The 20,251-nt window shown below is 45.6% G+C and carries 15 protein-coding genes; 11 read left to right on the forward strand and 4 right to left on the reverse strand.

Translation table 11 applies throughout. From position 1 onward, the window contains the following. Positions 1-5: 5 nt before the first annotated feature. The 4 genes from ABFV72_RS00100 to ABFV72_RS00115 all read right to left on the reverse strand — a co-directional run bounded on the left by ABFV72_RS00100 (position 6) and on the right by ABFV72_RS00115 (position 6,178). The gene (locus ABFV72_RS00100; protein ID WP_347161680.1) at positions 6-1,811 is read right to left on the reverse strand and encodes a phosphomannomutase; all 1,806 of its coding nucleotides are present in this window, start codon (positions 1,809-1,811) and stop codon (positions 6-8) included. 137 nt (positions 1,812-1,948) lie between these two features. Beyond that, positions 1,949-2,413: a dUTP diphosphatase gene (gene dut, locus ABFV72_RS00105; protein WP_347161682.1), complete on the reverse strand. Its 465-nt coding sequence runs from the start codon at positions 2,411-2,413 to the stop codon at positions 1,949-1,951. Between the two features lie 191 nt (positions 2,414-2,604). Next, entirely contained in the window at positions 2,605-4,008 is a 1,404-nt protein-coding gene (gene mgtE / locus ABFV72_RS00110) for a magnesium transporter (protein WP_101206268.1), read from the reverse strand. A gap of 136 nt (positions 4,009-4,144) precedes the next feature. Further along, positions 4,145-6,178 carry a UvrD-helicase domain-containing protein gene (locus ABFV72_RS00115; protein ID WP_201547616.1) on the reverse strand — a complete coding sequence of 678 codons (2,034 nt, stop codon included), beginning with the start codon at positions 6,176-6,178 and terminating at the stop codon, positions 4,145-4,147. A gap of 845 nt (positions 6,179-7,023) precedes the next feature. Between ABFV72_RS00115 and ndhC the strand changes: the two genes are divergently transcribed. From ndhC to nuoL, 11 genes are all read left to right on the forward strand, one after another. Then, on the forward strand, positions 7,024-7,647 hold the full coding sequence (gene ndhC, locus ABFV72_RS00120; RefSeq protein WP_347161684.1) for an NADH-quinone oxidoreductase subunit A: 624 nt from the start codon (positions 7,024-7,026) through the stop codon (positions 7,645-7,647). Between the two features lie 173 nt (positions 7,648-7,820). Beyond that, positions 7,821-8,489, forward strand: coding sequence for a NuoB/complex I 20 kDa subunit family protein (locus ABFV72_RS00125; protein ID WP_101206265.1), 669 nt, complete (start codon positions 7,821-7,823; stop codon positions 8,487-8,489). Positions 8,490-8,641: 152 nt separating this feature from the next. Beyond that, positions 8,642-10,417 carry an NADH-quinone oxidoreductase subunit C/D gene (gene nuoC, locus ABFV72_RS00130; RefSeq protein ID WP_057758925.1) on the forward strand — a complete coding sequence of 592 codons (1,776 nt, stop codon included), beginning with the start codon at positions 8,642-8,644 and terminating at the stop codon, positions 10,415-10,417. A gap of 147 nt (positions 10,418-10,564) precedes the next feature. After that, positions 10,565-11,074: an NADH-quinone oxidoreductase subunit NuoE gene (gene nuoE / locus ABFV72_RS00135; RefSeq protein ID WP_347161686.1), complete on the forward strand. Its 510-nt coding sequence runs from the start codon at positions 10,565-10,567 to the stop codon at positions 11,072-11,074. After that, complete coding sequence (gene nuoF / locus ABFV72_RS00140; protein WP_114700720.1) at positions 11,071-12,495, forward strand: NADH-quinone oxidoreductase subunit NuoF; 1,425 nt, start codon at positions 11,071-11,073, stop codon at positions 12,493-12,495. The genes nuoE and nuoF overlap by 4 nt, the downstream gene beginning before the upstream one ends. Before the next feature lie 10 nt (positions 12,496-12,505). After that, the gene (nuoG, locus tag ABFV72_RS00145; protein ID WP_347161688.1) at positions 12,506-15,574 is read left to right on the forward strand and encodes an NADH-quinone oxidoreductase subunit NuoG; all 3,069 of its coding nucleotides are present in this window, start codon (positions 12,506-12,508) and stop codon (positions 15,572-15,574) included. A 52-nt stretch (positions 15,575-15,626) separates the two neighbouring features. Further along, on the forward strand, positions 15,627-16,619 hold the full coding sequence (gene nuoH / locus ABFV72_RS00150; protein ID WP_179798733.1) for an NADH-quinone oxidoreductase subunit NuoH: 993 nt from the start codon (positions 15,627-15,629) through the stop codon (positions 16,617-16,619). A 55-nt stretch (positions 16,620-16,674) separates the two neighbouring features. After that, positions 16,675-17,223 carry an NADH-quinone oxidoreductase subunit NuoI gene (gene nuoI / locus ABFV72_RS00155; RefSeq protein ID WP_010198902.1) on the forward strand — a complete coding sequence of 183 codons (549 nt, stop codon included), beginning with the start codon at positions 16,675-16,677 and terminating at the stop codon, positions 17,221-17,223. Then, complete coding sequence (nuoJ, locus tag ABFV72_RS00160) at positions 17,220-17,963, forward strand: NADH-quinone oxidoreductase subunit J (RefSeq protein WP_347161690.1); 744 nt, start codon at positions 17,220-17,222, stop codon at positions 17,961-17,963. The genes nuoI and nuoJ overlap by 4 nt, the downstream gene beginning before the upstream one ends. Positions 17,964-18,061: 98 nt before the next feature. Next, positions 18,062-18,370, forward strand: coding sequence for an NADH-quinone oxidoreductase subunit NuoK (nuoK, locus tag ABFV72_RS00165; RefSeq protein ID WP_025653102.1), 309 nt, complete (start codon positions 18,062-18,064; stop codon positions 18,368-18,370). 4 nt (positions 18,371-18,374) lie between these two features. After that, positions 18,375-20,249: an NADH-quinone oxidoreductase subunit L gene (gene nuoL, locus ABFV72_RS00170; RefSeq protein ID WP_347161692.1), complete on the forward strand. Its 1,875-nt coding sequence runs from the start codon at positions 18,375-18,377 to the stop codon at positions 20,247-20,249. Positions 20,250-20,251 lie beyond the last annotated feature (2 nt).

Here is a 20,251-nt window from a genome sequence, read left to right on the forward strand (position 1 = left end):
TGAGGCTACTCCGCAGGAATAGCAAGAATCTGTTCTGCTAGTGCTGCGTTAAATGGTCGGCATAAAGCGCCAAATGTCGCCTGAATGTCTTTTAGGTCATCTATACTGTCACCCGCAAAGCGCGCGGTCAGGCTATTGCTGGTATTTGATTGGCGCAGTACGCCAAAGCCATGCGCAAAATCTAAACGCACACCATCGATACAGCTCAGCTTGGTTCCTACAGGTAATAATTCATGCGTCTGTTTTAATGCTATTTGCGTCTTCGCAGTAGCGCAAGTACACGCTGATGACCTGCATGTCGTGGCGGGCAGATAAGTGTCTTCTAATTGCTGACTGTATGAAGAAGAAATACTATGAGTAGACATATCTACTAGATACTGCAAGTAATGACAAAATCTCGTTAATTGTTCTACGAGAGAGCAGTCGGTAGTAGCCGTTTGCGGCATTGGCAAGTAATGGTCAGTAGTACTGACTATAGTGGGCAAGCTTTGGATGATATCTGATAGTTGTTTTTTATCATTAGCATCATTCTGAGTTTGGTCAAGCCAATGCAGCAACCGTAATGCGGCATACATCGCATCATCATAAGGGATAAAGCGGCTGTCATTAAAGATGAAATGCCCTGATAATTCACCAGCAAAGACAATCTGATTGTCAGGATGCTGTACCTGCTGGCGCATAAAGCTGCTGCCAGTTTTGCTAATTACAGGTGTAGTACCAAGCTCAGATAACAGTCTTGGCAAATGATGGGCGCACTTAATGTCGAAAAGAACTTCAGATGCTAATAAAGAGTCGCTAAGAGAGTTAGGATGTTCAGTAATAGCAATACGTGCCAATAGATAGAGCAAATGATCGGGCGTAACTATCTTGCCGTTGTTATCAACGATCATCAAACGATCGCCATCGCCATCGAACGCCAAGCCTATATCTGCTGCATGCAAAACAACGGCTCGTTGCAATTCGTTTAAGCGGTTTGGTTCGGTGGGATCTGGATTACCAAGGGGGAAATTACCATCAGGTCTGTCATTGAGAAAAATAACATGCTGGCAAAAACGTTCAAACAGGCGTTGAGCAATGCTCCCAGTGGCGCCATGCATACAGTCAATGGCTATGACCAAATCAAGTTTATAGGCGCTTTTCTGATTGGCTGCAGTTGCCGAGTGATGGTGTTGAAATAATTGTTCAAATACCTGCGCAATAGCATCGATATAGACGCTTGCTACTTGATGAGCAGGTAGTTGCTCAAGCAAATCAATTGGTAATTTTGAGTCGTGGCTACTCTTAAGATTTTTAATGCCTTCTGAAAACCAGATAGGGTTGTTAGCTTGATTATCGGGATAGGTGTGATGACCATGATTGGCGGTGAGTTGATGATAGAGCGTCTGTATCTCTGAGCTACTAGGAGACTTGTTATTTACTAACCATTTGATACCTAGTATGTCTTTAGCAGAATGGCTCGCTGTTACGACAATGCCATGACCTTGATACTGCATTGCCCAAAATGCCATCATCGGTGTAGTAATCAGACCTAACTGGATTACGCGTAAACCCTGCTGAGCTAATACAGTAGAGAGTGTATGTGCAATGGCTTCACTACCAACGCGCATATCATAACCAACAACGACAACATTTTGCTTAGTATCAACAGAGGTACTAGCATTGATATTTCGAGACGGTTGACTGTCTTGGGAATTGTAGAGAATAGCAAACGCATCGCCTAACGCTTGTATAAAACTGCTAGTAAAATACTGGTTGGTACCACGAATGTCATAAGCACGGAATAAGGATTGCTGCGCCGCAAAAGGTGGCATTGCTTACTCTCCTTATAACCGTGATAGGTGTTCAATGATAAATAAAAAATGAATAGCGCAAGGTTTTATATATAGCTCAAGCAAAATTCTAATCGCTATCTAAAAATTACTAACAGGATGGACCATCAAAATAGCTACTATTGGCGACCTGAGTGTCCAAACCCGCCCGCACCGCGTACGCTTTCATCACTAAATTCTGCAACCACTTCAAACTCAGGACGCGCAACAGGTACCACGATGTACTGTGCCATGCGATCGCTTGGATTAAGAACAAAGTCTTCGTTACTGCGGTTCCAAATACTAACCATCAGCTCGCCCTGATAGTCGGCATCGATTAGCCCAACCAAGTTACCCAAGACGATACCGTGCTTATGACCAAGACCTGAACGCGGTAAAATCATACCTGCATAATTAGGATCTTGAATATAAACCGCAAGGCCAGTGCCAACTAAATGGGTTTCACCTGCTTTAATCGTTAATGGCTCATCGATGCAAGCACGTAAATCAATACCTGCACTGCCATCGGTGGCACGAGTTGGTAAAGAAAACGCTTTATCTTCAGTAATTTTAGGGTTTACCACTTTAACTTGTACAGCTTGCATAACACACTCACTTAACGATTTGATGGTTTTTAAATTATGATTTTAAACTCGAGCTTTGAACTAGAGTTTTAAACAAATCTTATTCGACATTTTTATATAAATAACAACTCTATATTTTAATTATTCAGCAATTCAGCAATTCAGCAATTCAGCAATTCAGCAATTCAGCAATTCAGCAATTCAGCGTTTAACTAAAGTATCAACACGCTGGCCAATCCTAAAAATGACATAAAGCCGACGATATCCGTGACGGTCGTTAGGATAACCGAAGCAGATAGAGCAGGGTCGATATTCATTCGTTTTAGCATCAACGGTATGCTGATCCCCGAGACATTAGCCGCAGTCATGTTGATCGCAATGGCAAAACCGATGACGGCACTGATCTTAATATCATGAAACCATAACTGAGCAATAAACGCCATAATTATCGCCCAGATGATACCGTTTATCGCACCCACCCATAGCTCTTTATTCAACAGCCAGACACGGTTAGAACCACCGATTTGACCCATCGCCATACCGCGGATAACGACCGTCAGCGTCTGTGAGCCAGCAATACCGCCCATACTAGCGACCACTGGCATCAGTATCGCTAGCGCCACGACTTGTGCTAGTACTTCTTCAAACTGTCCAATCACTGCTGCGGCCAATAGGGCGGTACATAAATTGATACCTAGCCAAACGCTACGGCTTTTAGCACTGGTTAGGATAGGGGCAAACAGCTCTTCATCTTGGCTAACACCAGCGAGGTTTTTCATGGTGCTGTCGACATCATCTTGGATAATCTCCATGATGTCTTCACCGTTTAGTTGACCAACCAGCTCGCCATGGCTATTGATGACTGGGGCAAAACGGATGTCTTCTGAACGAAAAATCGCAGCAGCATCTTGGATATCCAAACGATCATTAATCGTAATGGCAGTGTCAATCAGCTCCGAGACCAAGGTATTCTGCTTATGCTTGATTAAATCTACTAGACTCAATAGCCCTAGTAATTGCTGGCTTTGATCGACAACGAGCAGCTCTTGGCTCTCGTCATCGAGCAGGTCGTCGTTTTCACGCAGCCATTCTTGCACATCTGCTAGGTAGATATCATCCCTTATCTGGATAATATCGGGATCCATATAGCTACCCACTTCCCAGTCGGCATAAGTATCAAGCTTGTTGACTTGAACCCGCGTCTCTTCGTCCAGCGTTGCCATAACCGAGGTACGTACGCTCTCAGTGACAGTGTCCAAAATCTCAGAGATGTCTTGAGCATCAAGGTCTTGGGTAAATAAGGAGATTTCTTGAGAAGAAATATTCTCCATCAATGGCTGGCGCGTATCGACATCTAGTTCGGCAAGTACCTCACCTTTGATATGCTCTGGCACCTGCGCCCAAATCAACAGACGGTTTTGAGTTGGGAAGGACTCTAGTAGGTTGGCAATCTCATATTCGGACTGCTTTTCTAAAAACTCTGTAATGGCCTCGTATGCTTTGTCAGCAACCAAACCCTGCAGATACAGAAGCTTATATTCGGCACTATATTCAGCCGAGTTATAGTCTCCTGACAGCATGGCGGTTCGTTCCTGATTGGGCGTCGGGGTAGGCATAAGTGTTCCAAGTTTTTACAGTATATGAAGAACAATAACGATTATAACAATCGTTTTTTACGCAGTCTAAAGCGTGTTCTCTTGAGCGTTTTACTTAAGTGTTTATTACTCAGATGCTTAAATGTTTTGAGTAAGATCAACGCTTACCCAGTAACGCTCGAATATTGGCCAGATATTCGTCAGCAACGGCTTCTGGGTCTTTGGTCGCTTTTTTCTTTTTCGCTTTGGCAGGCCAATCAATATGATCCTCAGGCAGCTCGTCCAAAAATCTTGATTCTGAGGTAACGCGCATCTGACCACCGGCACGGCGCTGAGTCGCGAGCGTCAATGTCAGCTCACGACGCGCACGGGTAATGCCCACGTACATCAGACGGCGCTCTTCTTCGACCGTTTCACTCATGATAGAGTTGCGATGCGGCAGCATCTCTTCCTCAAGCCCCATGATATAAACAAAATCAAACTCCAAGCCCTTTGCCGCATGCAAGGTCATCAAGTTGACTTTGTTGGTATTCTCTTCTTCTTGCTGCTGCTCAAGCATATCAAGCAGAACCAGCTTACGAATGATGGTATCAATCGTTCGGTCTTCATCTTCTTCAGCGCGATTAATCAAGGACTGAATACTGGTGTACAGCATATCGATATTATCAATACGGTTTTTTTCTTGTTGCGGCGTTTTGGCATCGCTACGGACAAAGTCAATATAACCTGTCTCATCAATCATCTGGCGTACGATCGGCACAGGGTCTGGGTGTTGATCCAGCTCACGCGTATAGTGCTCGATGAATTCACCAAACTCTTTTATCGTACCATAAGCCTTTGACGGCAATACATGAGTCAGACCTGCATGAGTACAAGAGGCCAGTAACGATATGCTGTGCTCCTGCGCAAACAAACCAAGTTTTTCTAGCGTTGCAGGTCCCATACCGCGCTTAGGTGTATTGATAATACGCAAAAACGCACTGTCATCTTCGGGGTTCAAAATCAGGCGCAGATAGCCCATGATGTCTTTGATTTCACTACGCGCAAAGAATGACTGACCGCCTGATAATTTATAAGGCACTTGCAGCTGGCGCAGTTGTGCCTCTAGCATACGTGCTTGAAAGTTACTGCGGTACAGTACGGCATACTGTTCCCACTCATTGCCGAAACGCAGCTTATGCGTGACGATTTCTTTGGCCACGCGCTCGGATTCATCATCGTCATTACGGCAGTTAATGATGCGGATTTTTTCGCCTTGACCTTTATCCGACCATAGTTTCTTTTCGAATAAATGCTCGTTATTTAGAATAACGGCGTTGGCAGAGGTCAAGATACGCGTGGTTGAGCGATAGTTTTGCTCAAGCATAACGATTTTTAGTTTTGGAAAATCTTCTTTTAGCAGTGCCATGTTTTCGGGCTTTGCCCCGCGCCACGCATAGATAGATTGGTCATCATCACCAACCACGGTGAAGCGACCTTGCGGCCCAACCAAATACTTAATCATCTCATACTGGGCGGTATTGGTATCTTGATACTCATCGACCAATAAATAGCGAATACGGTTCTGCCATTTGTCACGCAGTTCTCTGTTCTCACGCAATATTTTGGTTGGTAATACAATCAAGTCATCAAAATCGACCGCATTGTAAGCACGCAAGTTACGCTCATAAAGTGCGTATAACGTGGCAAAAATCATGTCTTCTGGATCGTCTAGCGTTTCCATCGCCTTATCAGGCTCGACCAAGTCATTTTTCCAATCGGAAATCATTTTGATGGCTTTACCGACCAACTCGCGGCTTTCAGCGCCGCTTAAGTTATCGCGCATCATCAGCTCCATCAGCAATCGCTTACTGTCGTCGCTGTCCATGATGGAAAAGTTGCCTTTTAGTGGAGTATGAATCAGCTCATAGCGTAAAAACTGTAGACCAAACTGGTGAAACGTCGACACCGTTAGCCCGCGCATTTTTTCGCTTGGTAGCAGTTTGCTGACTCGTGCTTTCATTTCACGTGCCGCTTTATTCGTAAAGGTCACGGCGGTGATACGCTCAGCTGGCATGTCGCACTCTTGGATTAGGTAAGCAATCTTACGCGTAATCACAGAGGTCTTGCCGGAGCCCGCACCTGCAAGTACAAGTAATGGACCAGATACGTAGAGCATGGCCTCGGATTGTTTGGGATTGAGTTGACTCATAACGTGACCTGTAAGACAAAAGCAAAAAAGAGGGTAGCGCTGATATGACAAAGATAGATAAACGCAGCGCGCATCATCAAAACTCGTATCGTTGCGATATTTTAATAATCTTTATTATAAGAATAATAGAATTTAAGGTTTGATGATGGCATATCATAAAAATCTGGTGGGTCATTATAAAGCAAAAATGCTCACTTTGGGGGAGGACTTGGGTGATGAAAGTGGGGTATTCGGACACTTGATTTTTGACAAATAGCGTGGCAGTGTTTGCTCATAGCCAAAAGTACGGATTTGGGGTTAATATAAGGTAAGGTCTATATCATAATTCATAGTAAAAAAAACACATTTTTTTTACACAGAAAGTGACCGTTCAATACAGTTAAAAACTAGCTTTTAGGCACTGATATGCGTATAGTACGTAAATAATTTATGCCAGTTGTCACGTCATTGTTGACCACGTGTAATGAGCTATTAAATCAATTAAGTAAGCAGTCAGATATGATATTGATTTAATACGTTGATCTTACGTTGTTAGAAGATGCGTTGGGCGACCAGCCTTTATCCGCGCGCATACCGGAATCTCTACAGTTGGTCACGTCTGACATCGTCGTCAATAAGCTTGATAATTGGTTGTTACCAGCAAAATACCTAACATGTGACTCAATGACAGTTACTTAAACACAGTGACAGTTACTGAAGTGCAGTGACAATTACTTAAATGAAGTCACTTTTTAAATAAAGTCACTTTGTGTTTTCGTCTGCGTTATACCTGTCGCAACATGGCCTGAGTGGGTCAGTGCTTGCGCTGTGTCTAACACTCGATTGGGTGAGGAGCACGTATTATCATGTCTGCTTTTAATTGGTCAGCCATTGCTTTTATCTTAGCCGCCATTGGGCTAGTTGTCTTTATGCTGGTCGTACCGCGCTTACTTGGCGGTCGCTCTCAAGGATCACAAAAGGAAGAAGTATTTGAAGCGGGTGTTGTCGGATCTGGCAACGCCCGTATTCGTTTGTCTGCCAAATTTTATTTGGTCGCAATCTTCTTTGTGATTTTTGATTTAGAGGCGCTATATCTCTACGCTTATGCTGTGTCAGTACGAGAGGCGGGTTGGCTTGGCTTTGCCGCCGCTGGCACGTTTATCACTATTCTGATTATCGGTTTGATTTATGAGCTGAGCTTGGGTGCGATGAACTGGGCACCTGCTGACAAGTTACGCAAAAAAGTACGCTTATATGCGGCGCCTGCAGGCTTTAACTTAGCAGACATCACCAAGTTTGATGGTGCTCATGAGCTAATGGTCGATCCGACAGGTAAAGTGCCAGCACAGTCATCCGGTCAAATCAATGTCTCAAACAATATTGAGACCAATCGTCGTCATCTACAAAACATCGATCATATTAATACCACGGGTAACGTCACTTCTGTGGATTTTGCGACGTCTGCTCAGCAGGACAAAACTGAACGTTGATAGCAGTTGATGCTCAGCCTAAGCGTTCGCAAAAACGAGCAGCAAAGCATGAAGGCGTCAGTTCTGTATGTATTAATGATCGCTGATGATTAGCCACTTATTAATAATAAAATTATGGTGACAGCGCGAGCAAGATGATTGCCACGCCAAGCCTAATATGAAGGTTGTATGTTATGAAATACACATTAACAAAAGCCAACCCCGATGCAGATACCTATCCTGCACAGACCAGTCAAACGGTCAATGATCCTATCGAAGATGAAGTGAATAAAAACGTCTTTATGGGTCGTCTTGAAGACCTCGTTCATTCAACAGCAAACTGGGGGCGTAAGAACTCACTCTGGCCATTTAACTTTGGTACCTCTTGCTGTTATGTTGAATACGCTACTACCTTAACCGCCGTTCATGATTTGTCACGTTTTGGGGCAGAGGTTATTCGTGCCTCGCCTCGTCAGGCGGATGTCATGATCGTCGCTGGTACTTGCTTCGTTAAGATGGCTCCTGTCATCCAGCGCCTATATGAGCAAATGCTTGAGCCAAAATGGGTTATCTCTATGGGTGCCTGTGCCAACTCGGGCGGCATGTATGATATTTATTCTGTCGTACAAGGCGTCGACAAGATTATCCCTGTTGATGTGTATGTGCCAGGTTGTCCGCCGCGTCCAGAAGCGCTTATTCAGGGCTTGATGTTATTGCAAGAATCTATTACTAAAGAGCGTCGTCCGCTGGGTATTCATGTCAATGAGCAGGGTATCTATCAGCCACAAATGACGCCTGAGCGTGACCGCAAGCAGGCAGATCGTATCGCTGTCAAAAACTTGCGCAGCCCAGACAGTATTTAAGTTTCAAACAGCATTTAGACTTGTAGTAACAGTTTCAATATTTTATGCGCTTATCATAGTTCGGTTATGATTAACATAGCTCAGTTATGGTTGACATAGTTCGGTTATGACTAACATAGTTCAGTTATGATTAATGAAGGAATACATCATTCATGGTCACGGTAGTCGAAAACATAGATCCTAAGATCAAGCCCGTCCCAGCAGTTATCACAGAGCTGGAGCAAAAGTATGCTGGTAAATTTGTCGTGCAGCAGACTGTGGATGAGATTCCAACGGTTTGGGTGGCGCGTGCTGATTTATTAGATATTCTCTTATTCTTGCGCAAACTGCCTAAACCGTATGTCATGCTATTTGACTTGTCAGCGATAGATGAGCGTTTACGCCAGCATCGCGCAGGTTTACCTGACAGTGACTTTACGGTGTTTTATCACTTGATGTCGCTTGAGCGTAATAGCGATGTACGTATCAAGGTCGCGCTGAGCGAAGACGATGTCAATGTACCGAGCGCCACCAATATTTGGCCAAATGCCAACTGGTATGAGCGCGAAGTATGGGACATGTTCGGTATTGTTTTTACAGGTCATCCGCATTTAACCCGTATTTTATTACCGAAATATTGGGAAGGTCATCCACTGCGTAAAGAGTACCATGCGCGCGCGACTGAATTTACCCCGTACTTCTTGAATACTGCTAAGCAACAATACGAGCAAGAAAACCTGCGTTTCGTCCCAGAAGAGTGGGGCATGAAGCGTTCAGGTCGTGATGAAGACTTTATGTTCTTGAACATCGGTCCTAACCATCCCTCTGCTCACGGTGCCTTCCGTTTGGTGCTACAGCTAGATGGTGAAGAAGTCGTCGATTGTATTCCTGATATTGGCTATCACCATCGCGGCGCGGAAAAAATGGCTGAGCGCCAAACTTGGCATTCATTTATTCCTTATACCGACCGTATTGATTATCTCGGCGGTGTAATGAATGAGCTGCCGTATATCATGTCGGTTGAGAAACTTGCTGGAATCACTATTCCACCGCGCGCTGAAACTATCCGTGTGATGATGAGTGAGTTTTTCCGTATTACCAATAACTTACTATTCGTCGGTACGTTCATTCAGGATGCGGGTGGTATGACACCTGTATTCTATATGTTTACCGATCGCCAAAAAGCCTATGACGTGATCGAAGCCGTGACTGGCTACCGTATGCATCCCGCTTGGTTCCGTATCGGTGGTACGGCTGCTGATCTGCCACGTGGCTGGCAGCGCTTGGTGCGTGAGTTCTTAGATTGGATGCCAAAACGCTTGGACGAATATGTCAAAGCGGCATTGCAAAACAGCGTGCTTAAAGGCCGTACCCAAGGTGTTGCTCAGTACAATGCTAAGCAAGCATTGGCTTGGGGCGTGACTGGCGCTGGTCTGCGCGCGACAGGCGTTGATTTCGATCTGCGTAAAGCACGTCCATACATGGGCTATGAGAATTACGATTTTGAAGTGCCAGTTGGCTACAACGGTGATGCTTATGATCGCTGTATGGTCAAAGTCGAAGAGATGCGTCAGTCATTACGTATCATCCGTCAATGTATGGACAATATGCCACAAGGTCCTTATAAAGCGGATCATCCACTGGCCGTACCACCGCCAAAAGACCGTACGCTAAATGATATCGAAACGCTTATTAATCACTTTATCTCGGTATCTTGGGGTCCTGTGATGCCAGCGGGCGAATGTACAACGATCGTCGAGGCGACCAAAGGTCTGAACAGTTATTACATCACCTCAGACAAGGCCACAATGAGCTATCGTACCCGTATTCGTACGCCGACATTTGCGCATTTGCAGCAGATGCCATCGGTCATCAATGGCTCGCTGGTTTCTGATGCCATTATGTACCTAGCATCGATTGATATTGTGATGGCGGATTGTGATCGTTAGAGCCGCTGCTTCAAAAGTATTTGTTCATCAATATATTATTGCCTGATGGCACACCAAAATGCTGTCACTTGTCGATATAACCACAGTTTCAATCAGACTGATATTGGCTTGTGATAGAGCAGGATGAGTGAGGAAAGACAGAAGATTATGAAAATTGTTTCCGACAAAATGCCAAAAGTAGATGTGGAAAGCATTCTCACCAGTGATGAAATCGCTGCTATTCATGAGTTTATGCACCATTACCCACAGGCGCGTGCTGCCTCGCTAGATGCGCTAAAAATCGTGCAAAAGCGCAACGGTTGGGTCGATGATGCGCAAGCAAATGCCATTGCTAATATCCTAGACATTCCGATGTCAGACATGGATGGGGTTGCGACTTTCTTTAACCGTATTTATCGCCAGCCTGTCGGTCGCCATGTGATTCTCATATGTGACTCTGTGGCGTGTTATTTGACAGGTTATGAGGCGCTGTCAGCTGAGATTAGATCACAGCTAGGTATTGAGTACGGTCAAACTACTGTTGATGGACGTTTTACCCTATTGCCAATTTGCTGCTTGGGCAACTGTGATAAGGGACCAGCGGTACTGATTGATGAAGACACTTACGGCCCTGTTCAGCCATCTGAGGTCGCGCAATTATTGGAGCTATACGCATGAGTTTAACGATTTCAGAGCAAATTGCTCGTCGCGGTCAAGGCCAAGCGCCAAGCCAGCTAAATGCACAGCGTGTTCCAATCTATGGTGATAAAGCGACAGCCACTAGCGAAACCAAGCCTTTGACGTGGCGTTTAGCGCATCATGATGCCGTGCTTGATTTAGCTACTTATGAATCTCTAAAAGGCTTTACGGGTCTAAAAGAAGCGCTATCTAAGTCGCCTAAAGACGTCGGCAATATGATTAAAGCGGCCAATGTCCGAGGTCGCGGCGGTGCGGGCTTTAATGCTGGTCTAAAGTGGTCATTTATGTCGCCGCCGGACGGTTTGCCGCGTTATCTGATCTGTAATGCGGATGAAATGGAGCCGGGCACGTTTAAAGACCGTTTGCTCATGGAGCGTCTACCGTTTCAGCTAATCGAAGGTATGCTGATTACCGCTCATGCGATTGGCGCCACTGACGGTTATATCTTTATCCGCGGTGAGTATATCTTGGCCGCTGAGCGTTTGGTCGCTGCTATCGAAGAGTGCTTGGCCAACAATCTAATGGGCGACAATATTTTAGGCTCAGATTTTAGTTTTAATCTGCATGTGCATACTGGCGCTGGACGTTATATCTGCGGTGAAGAAACAGCGCTAATTAATTGTCTAGAAGGCCGCCGTGCTAACCCACGTACCAAGCCGCCGTTTCCACAAATCTCTGGTGCATGGGGTCGTCCAACCGTTGTCAACAACGTTGAAACTCTGTGTAATATGCCAGCAATTTTGAATCATGGCGTTGAATGGTATCAGTCGTTATCTGAAATCAAAGGCAAAAGTAAAACGCCGGGCACCAAACTATTCGGCTGCTCAGGTTTAGTTAATGATCCAGGCCTTTGGGAATTACCGTTTGGTTATACAGCTCGCGAAATCATTGAAGATTTAGCCGGTGGTATGAAAGATGGTAAAACGCTGAAGGCTTGGTTACCGGGCGGTGCTTCTACTGACTTTTTAACCGCAGAGCATTTGGATGTAGTCGTGGATTTTGACACCATTCAAAATGCGGGTAGCCGTATGGGTACTGGTCTGATTATGGTTGTTGATGAATCACAAGACATGGTGCCATTACTGCGCAACCTTGAGATTTTCTTTCAGCGCGAGTCATGTGGTTGGTGTACACCATGCCGTGATGGTCTGCCATGGGGCGTTAAACTGCTTACCGCCATCAATGATGGTGAAGGGCAAGTGGGCGATGTAGAAAAACTAGAAGGCCTGACGCGTGACTTATGGATTGGTAAAACATTCTGTGCGCATGCTCCAGGTGCGATGGAACCACTAATGAGTGCGATTAAATATTTCCGTCCAGAGTTTGATCAAAAAATCGCGCAGGCGGTTGGTGTCGATGTTATTGATGCTGCAGCCAACCAACAGCCAGTAGTGAAATAAGGAGAGCGGCATGGCAGTCATACATATTGATGGAACCACTGTCGAAGTAGATAGCGCAGATAACTTGCTACAAGCCTGCTTATCACTCGGCATTGATGTGCCGTATTTTTGTTATCATCCAGCCCTTGGCTCAGTAGGCTCGTGCCGTCAGTGCGCGGTCAAGCAATTCCAAAATAAAGAAGATATGGAAGCGGGTCGCGGTCGCCTTGTGATGTCTTGTATGGTCGCTCCTGGCGATGATATGTACATCTCGGTCACTGACGATGAAGCCAAAGCATTCCGCAAGTCGATGGTTGAGCTACTCATGACCAACCATCCACATGACTGTCCAACTTGTGAAGAAGGTGGACATTGTCATTTGCAGGATATGACGTATATGTCAGGTCACAGCCGTCGTCGCTATCGCTTTACCAAACGCACACATCATAACCAAGAGCTTGGTCCATTCATCGCGCATGAAATGAACCGTTGTATCGCTTGCTATCGTTGTGTACGTTTTTATAAAGACTATGCGGGTGGTGAAGATTTGGGCGTTTATGGCTCAAATAATCGTGTTTACTTTGGCCGTGATAAAGATGGTCAGTTTGAAAGCGAGTTTTCAGGTAACTTGACTGAAGTCTGCCCAACGGGTGTGTTTACTGATAAAACACACTCTGAGCGCTACAACCGTAAATGGGACATGCAGTATGCGCCAAGCATCTGTCATGGTTGCTCAGCGGGCTGTAATATCTCACCAGGTGAGCGTTATGGTGAATTGCGCCGTATCGAAAACCGCTATAACGGCGAAGTAAACCGTTACTTCTTGTGTGACCGTGGTCGCTTTGGTTATGGCTATGTCAACCGCGCGGATCGTCCAACCCAAGCGCTTGAACGTATCAATGATAAGCATGTCAAAATCAATATTGACTACGCCCTTGATGAAACCATCAAACGTATCAAAGATAAAAAAGTCATCGGTATCGGCTCGCCGCGTGCCAGTCTAGAGACTAACTTTGCGCTAAAAAACCTCGTTGGCTTTGATAACTTCTCAACAGGTTTGAACCATCAGCAGCAAGCACTGGTCAATAAATGTATCGAAGTGCTTAGCACTGAAGGCATTTATAATCCTAGCATGACCGATATCGAAACGCATGATGCGGTGCTCGTATTAGGTGAAGATATCACGCAAACTTCATCACGTGTCGCGCTGTCAGTACGCCAAGCGGCAAAAAATGAAGGCTTGAAAATGGCGGCGGCGCTGCAAACGCAACCTTGGCTTGCTGAACCAGTTAAGCGTATCGCTCAAGATGTACTAAGCCCAGTCTATGTCATCGATGTAACGCAGACCAAGCTAGAAGATATCAGTAAGGTGAGCGTAGTGGCGACCCCTGAAGACATCACTAAACTTGGTTTCAAGGTTGCTGATGAGATTGCGAGCTTCGCTGATGATTTAGCAGACATAGCAGATCCACAAGATGCTGATGCAAGTACTGAAACCGATGGTATGCAAGCATTGGCGCAGCAAATCGCTTATGACTTGATTCAAGCTGATAAGCCGTTAGTTGTTTCGGGTAGTAGCTTGTCTTCTACCGCATTGATAGAAGCAGCAGCACAGATTACCCAAGCATTGACCCAAAAACGCGTGGCAATCAAAGTGACCGAGCAGCAGCAGGTTGAGGCACATAATGCCAAAGTACAAGCAGCTCAAGCAAAAGCGGCTAATGACCAACCTGAAGAAGACCAAGATTTATCTGCCAAGCCGAACAAACCTGAAACGGGCGTAAATACAGAAGCGCAGGATGATGTCGAGCGTGAGCCAGCAGAAAACCTTGAGTTAAAAGAAGTAAACAAACAGTATCAAGCACAAGCAGGTATTTATCTAACGGTTCCTGATGCCAATAGCATGGGCGTTTGTATGCTTGGCGGTCAATCAGTTGAAGAGCTGCTAGCCACTGATTACGATGTGGTTGTGGTTGCAGAAAACCAGCTAACAGATGCGATTGATGCCAATAAATTGACGCAGCTATTGACGGATAAAACGGTCATTGCGTTAGATCATCAGCTCCTTGATTGGCATAAGGACGTCGATATCGTATTGCCAGCGGCTAGCTTTGCAGAAGCGGATGGTACATTAATATCAGCTGAAGGTCGTGCGCAGCGTTTCTTCCAAGTTTATGACAACGAATACTACCATCCGATGAGTAGCATTAAAGAAGGCTGGCGCTGGATACATGCTGTGCATAGTAGCATTGAAGGTCGTGATGTCGATTGGACGCAGCTAGATGATGTAATCAATGCATTGATTGCCACCCATCCTAAGCTTGCAGGTATCAAAGGCGCTGCGCCTGATGCTGACTACCGTATAACGGGTCTGAAAATCGCGCGACAGCCACGTCGTTACTCAGGTCGTACTGCTATGCGTGCACCGATTTCAGTCCATGAGCCGATGCAGCCAAAAGATTTAGACACTGGTTTGACCTTCTCAATGGAAGGTTATAGCGGTAAAGAAACACCAAGCTCGATGATTCCTTTTGCCAATGCGGCAGGTTGGAACTCACCGCAAGCGTGGAACAAATACCAAGACAAAGTAGGCGGTCATCTGAAAAATGGTGACCCAGGTGTGCGTTTGTTCGATCAGCTAGAGCGCTTAGCTACTCGTCAATATGTGGCGCCAGAAGCGATGTCTTCGAATACAACTGACTTGCAGCAAGGTTACGCCAAACTGGTACCGATTCATAATATATATGCCAGCTCAATGATGGCATCACGTAGCCCAATCGTCGCAGAGCAACTACCTGTTGCTGCATGGCGTATCGGTATAGACGATGCCAAAGACTGGAATATCGCTGCTGGTGATTACTTGGCGATTGAAATTGACAAGCAACAAATTACCTTGCCAGTACAGCTGGTCGGTTATTTAGCAGAAGGCTGTATCGGTTACCCAGTTGGGCAGGTGAGTATTATTCACCCATCCATGCCAGCGTCGGTACGTAAAGTAGATGCACCAGTAACGATGATGGGTAGCATGGCTAACGACATGATGAACAATAACGATACTGCGCAAATAAACGCAGCGCCGACCAACACACAGGAGATGTAATATGCAAGTTACCCGTATTATCCCTGATGTGCCAAGCTTTTTGGCCAATAGCATGAGCTTTGATACTTGGTCTATTTTGTTTTTGGTGGGTCAATCGCTAGTCATTTTTCTGGTCGTGGTATTGGTTGCCGCGATGATGATTATTTATGAGCGCCGTATGTTGGCCTTGTGGCAAGATCGTTACGGTCCAAACCGTGTCGGGCCTTTTGGTTCATTGCAGCTGGTCGCCGATATGCTAAAAATCTTCTTTAAAGAAGATTGGACACCAAACTTTACCGATAAGTTTATGTTCACGTTGGCACCTGCGGTCGCCATGTTTACTGCCTTGGCTTCATTTGCCATCATTCCTATTTCGCCAACGCTTGGCGTGGTTGATTGGGATATTGGTATTCTGTTTTTCTTTGCCATGGCTGGTATTGCTGTCTATGCGGTGATGTTCGGTGGTTGGGCGTCTGCCAACAAGTTCTCGCTACTCGGTGGTTTACGCTCTGCTGCACAGACGATCAGTTACGAAGTGTTTTTGGGTTTGTCGTTGATGGGCGTGGTTGCGCTAACAGGTTCATTTAACCTACGTGCCATTGTCGAAGCACAAGCAGACGGCTGGTATATTATCCCGCAGTTCTTTGGCTTTTTGACCTTTGTTGTGGCTGGTGTTGCCGTCACCCATAGACATCCATTTGACCAACCAGAAGCAGAGCAAGAACTGGCTGAAGGTTATCATGTCGAATATTCTGGCATGAAGTTTGGTATGTTCTTTATTGGTGAGTATGTCAACGTTGTCTTGATTTCTGCCTTGATGACTTGCTTGTTCTTTGGCGGTTGGCTTGCGCCGTTCAATTTAGATATTCCATTTATTCCACCAGCTTTTTGGTTCATGATTAAAACGCTGTTCTTTATGACTATGTTTGTTTTGGCTCGAGGCTCACTCATGCGTCCGCGTTATGATCAGGTGATGAACTTTGGCTGGAAAGTATGTCTGCCCGTGACCTTGATCAATCTGTTGATTACTGCTGCGGTCATTTTGATCTTTTCCCCAACGTTGTAATCATCACTAGCCATCACTGATGAACTAGGGTAAAGCTGATAAGGATAATAATCCCATGTTTACTACCATAAAAAAGACCGTCATTGGTATATTTACCATTGTCCGCAGCATGTGGATGGTCAATAGTCATGCGCTCAGACCGCGTGACACCATCCTTTATCCTGAAGAGCCGGTACCTGTGCCGCCGCGTTTTCGTGGACGTATTGTCCTAACGCGTGATCCTGATGGAGACGAGCGCTGTGTCGCTTGTAACTTGTGTGCGGTGGCATGTCCGGTAGGGTGTATCTCATTACAAAAAGCCGAGCGTGAAGATGGACGCTGGTATCCAGAGTTTTTCCGTATTAACTTCTCACGCTGTATCTTTTGCGGATTGTGTGAAGAAGCCTGTCCAACGACAGCGATTCAGATGACCCCAGATTTTGAGCTGGGTGAATATAAGCGCCAAGATTTGGTCTACGAAAAAGAGCATTTGCTCATTTCAGGACCAGGTAAATACCCTGATTATAACTATTATCGTGTGACAGGTATGGCGGTAGCAGATAAACCAAAAGGCGCAGCACAAAATGAGTCTGCACCGATTGATCTAAGGAGCTTGCTACCATGATGAATATTTTGAACCATCCTGAACTGGCTGGGTTTTATTCGCTTGCAGCAGTGGCAGTATTTGCCAGTCTGCGCGTAGTGACTCAGGCCAATCCAGTGCATGCTATCTTATCGATGATTGTATCGTTGCTGGCAATTGCTGGGATATTTTTTGTATTAGGTGCGCCGTTTGCGGGTGCGCTAGAGATTGTTGTTTATGCAGGCGCCATTATGGTGCTATTTGTTTTCGTTATCATGATGCTTAATTTGGGCATGAGTAATGACGAGCGCGAAGAGCGTTGGCTCGATGCAGGCACTTGGGCAATACCAACAGGATTGACGATAATCATTGCCGTTGTGCTTTACGCGATGATTGGTCTTAATCATGATGAAGCTGTCATGATGGGTGGCACGACTATCTCTGCCAAAGCAGTGGGTACGGTGTTATTTACCAAATACATTATGCTGGTTGAAGTAGCCGCATTGCTATTATTGGCAGCCTTGGTCGCCGCTTATCATTTAGGTAAAGAGACAGTCGACGATGAGGTCATCGGTAACGATAGCCAAAATTTCAAGCCAAGCGTAGGCAGTATCAAACAATACGACAATGATAGTACGCTTACACAGCATGACGGCGTAGAAATGGCTAAGCCTTACGAATATAAAGATGTTGACCCGCATGACTATGTTGGTATGAAGGTAGGCATGAAAGCAGGCAGTCAAGTAGGTGCGAACAAAGTTACGCGCAAGGAGTCAGACTAATGGTACTAGCAGCAAGCGTGGCACAAGATGTGTCAAACGTGCCGTTTGCCCACGAGGTGGCAGGCTTAGTACAGCCAGTTGCTGAGGCGCAAAATGTACTGGGTATGATACCTATGAGCCATGGACTGATTTTGGCAGGTATTTTATTTGCCATCGGTTTGTGCGGCGTCATGGTACGACGTAACTTCTTATTTATGCTAATGAGCCTTGAGATCATGATGAATGCGGCAGCATTGGCATTTGTAGTGGCAGGTAGTCGATGGGTCGATCCAGACGGACAGATTATGTTTATCTTTATTTTGACCTTGGCCGCGGCTGAAGCGTCGATTGGTCTGGCAATATTATTGCGTTTTTATCATCAGCGTGGACATCTCGATGTCGATAGCGCCAATGAGATGAAAGGATGATGTCATGAGTTTATTACCATTAACCTTTATATTCCCGCTCATTGGCTTTTTGATTTTAGCCTTTATGCGCGACAAATTATCAGAGACGGCCGCAGCGATAGTTGGCGTAGGTAGCATGCTGTTATCAGCATTATGTACGCTAGTGGTTAGCTATACCTTTTTGACCACCAATCCAGCTGGAACGGTAGTAGAGGTTCCACTATGGACTTGGTTCCAAGTTGGCGATTTTGCGCCACATTTCGGTTTGAGCTTTGATGGTTTGGCATTGACCATGACTGGTGTCATTACTGGGATTGGCTTTTTGATTCATCTGTTTGCCTCTTGGTATATGAAAGGCGACACTGGCTTTGCTCGTTTCTTTAGCTATATGAACTTGTTTGTGGCCAGTATGCTGTTACTGGTACTCGCAGATGATTTATTTCTGCTATATCTCGGGTGGGAAGGCGTGGGTATCTGCTCGTATTTATTGATTGGTTATTATTACCATGATAGAGCCAACGGCCGTGCTGCGATGAAAGCCTTTACCGTCACGCGTGTCGGTGATGTGTTCTTAGCCTTTGGTTTGTTTTTATTATTTCGCGAATTTGGTACGCTTAATATTCAAGAGATTATTACGCGCGCGCCAGAAGTATTCGATGTTAATAACCCAACGATGATGCTTACCACGATGATGTTGGTCGGCGGCGCAATGGGTAAATCGGCGCAGTTGCCACTACATACATGGCTTGCTGATGCGATGGCAGGTCCAACACCAGTATCGGCATTGATTCACGCGGCAACAATGGTGACGGCAGGCGTTTACTTAATAGCCCGTCTACATCCTTTGTTTGAGCTGACTCCAGGTATTTTGTTGTATTGGGTTGGCGGCGTAGGGGCATTGACGTTGGTCGTTGCTGGATTCTGTGCACTCGCGCAAACAGACATCAAACGTATTCTTGCTTATTCGACCATGAGTCAAATTGGCTATATGTTCTTAGCGCTTGGCGTGGGCGCATGGCAAGGGGCAATCTTCCATCTAATGACCCATGCTTTCTTTAAAGCATTGCTGTTCTTATCATCAGGTGCGGTCATCCTTGCGGTACATCATGAGCAAGATATCTTTAAGATGGGCGGTCTGCGTAAAAAGATCCCATTGGTATTTTGGTGCTATATCGTCGGTGGCGGTGCACTCGCTGCCATACCTTGGGTTACCGTTGGTTTCTATTCTAAAGAAGCAATTCTTTGGGAGACTTATGCGACTGGACACTTAGTACTATTTTATATGGGTGTATTCGGTGCGTTCCTAACGGCGATTTATACGTTCCGTATGATTTGGATCATATTCTTTGGCGAAGAAAAAACCCATGCGCATAAGCTATCAGGTGTGTCGTATTGGTTACCTTTAACTGTATTGCTAGTGCTATCTACGGCCGTTGGTGCTTGGATTACACCGCCATTAGATGGTGTATTGCCAGAGAGCGTTGGCCATCTATTAGAAGTCGCAGGTCAAGCGCATGCTAAACATACCGCAGAGTATATCGCGATGGGTGCCATGGCAGCAGGTTTGATATTGGCAGCACTGTTATATGTGGTCAATAAAGGTCGCATGCTCACTAGCTTTAAGCGCTCACGTATTGGTGGGGCGCTATATCACTGGTGCTATCATGGCCTAGGTTTCGACGCGCTATATGATGTAATTTTTGTAAAACCCTTTTTATTCATCGGCCGCTTATTAAAAGCCGACCCTATCGATAAAACGTGGTTGCTGTTACCTAAGCTGGCCTCAGCAGGTAATAAAGTATTGTCTGCGACGCAAACAGGGTCTCTTCGAGGTTATGCCACAAGCTTTGGCTTGGGTATGGCTGTATTGCTGGTGCTGGTAATGATGACGGTGGTGTAAAG

This window comes from Psychrobacter proteolyticus (assembly GCF_039762275.1).
Lineage (GTDB): Bacteria > Pseudomonadota > Gammaproteobacteria > Pseudomonadales > Moraxellaceae > Psychrobacter > Psychrobacter proteolyticus_C.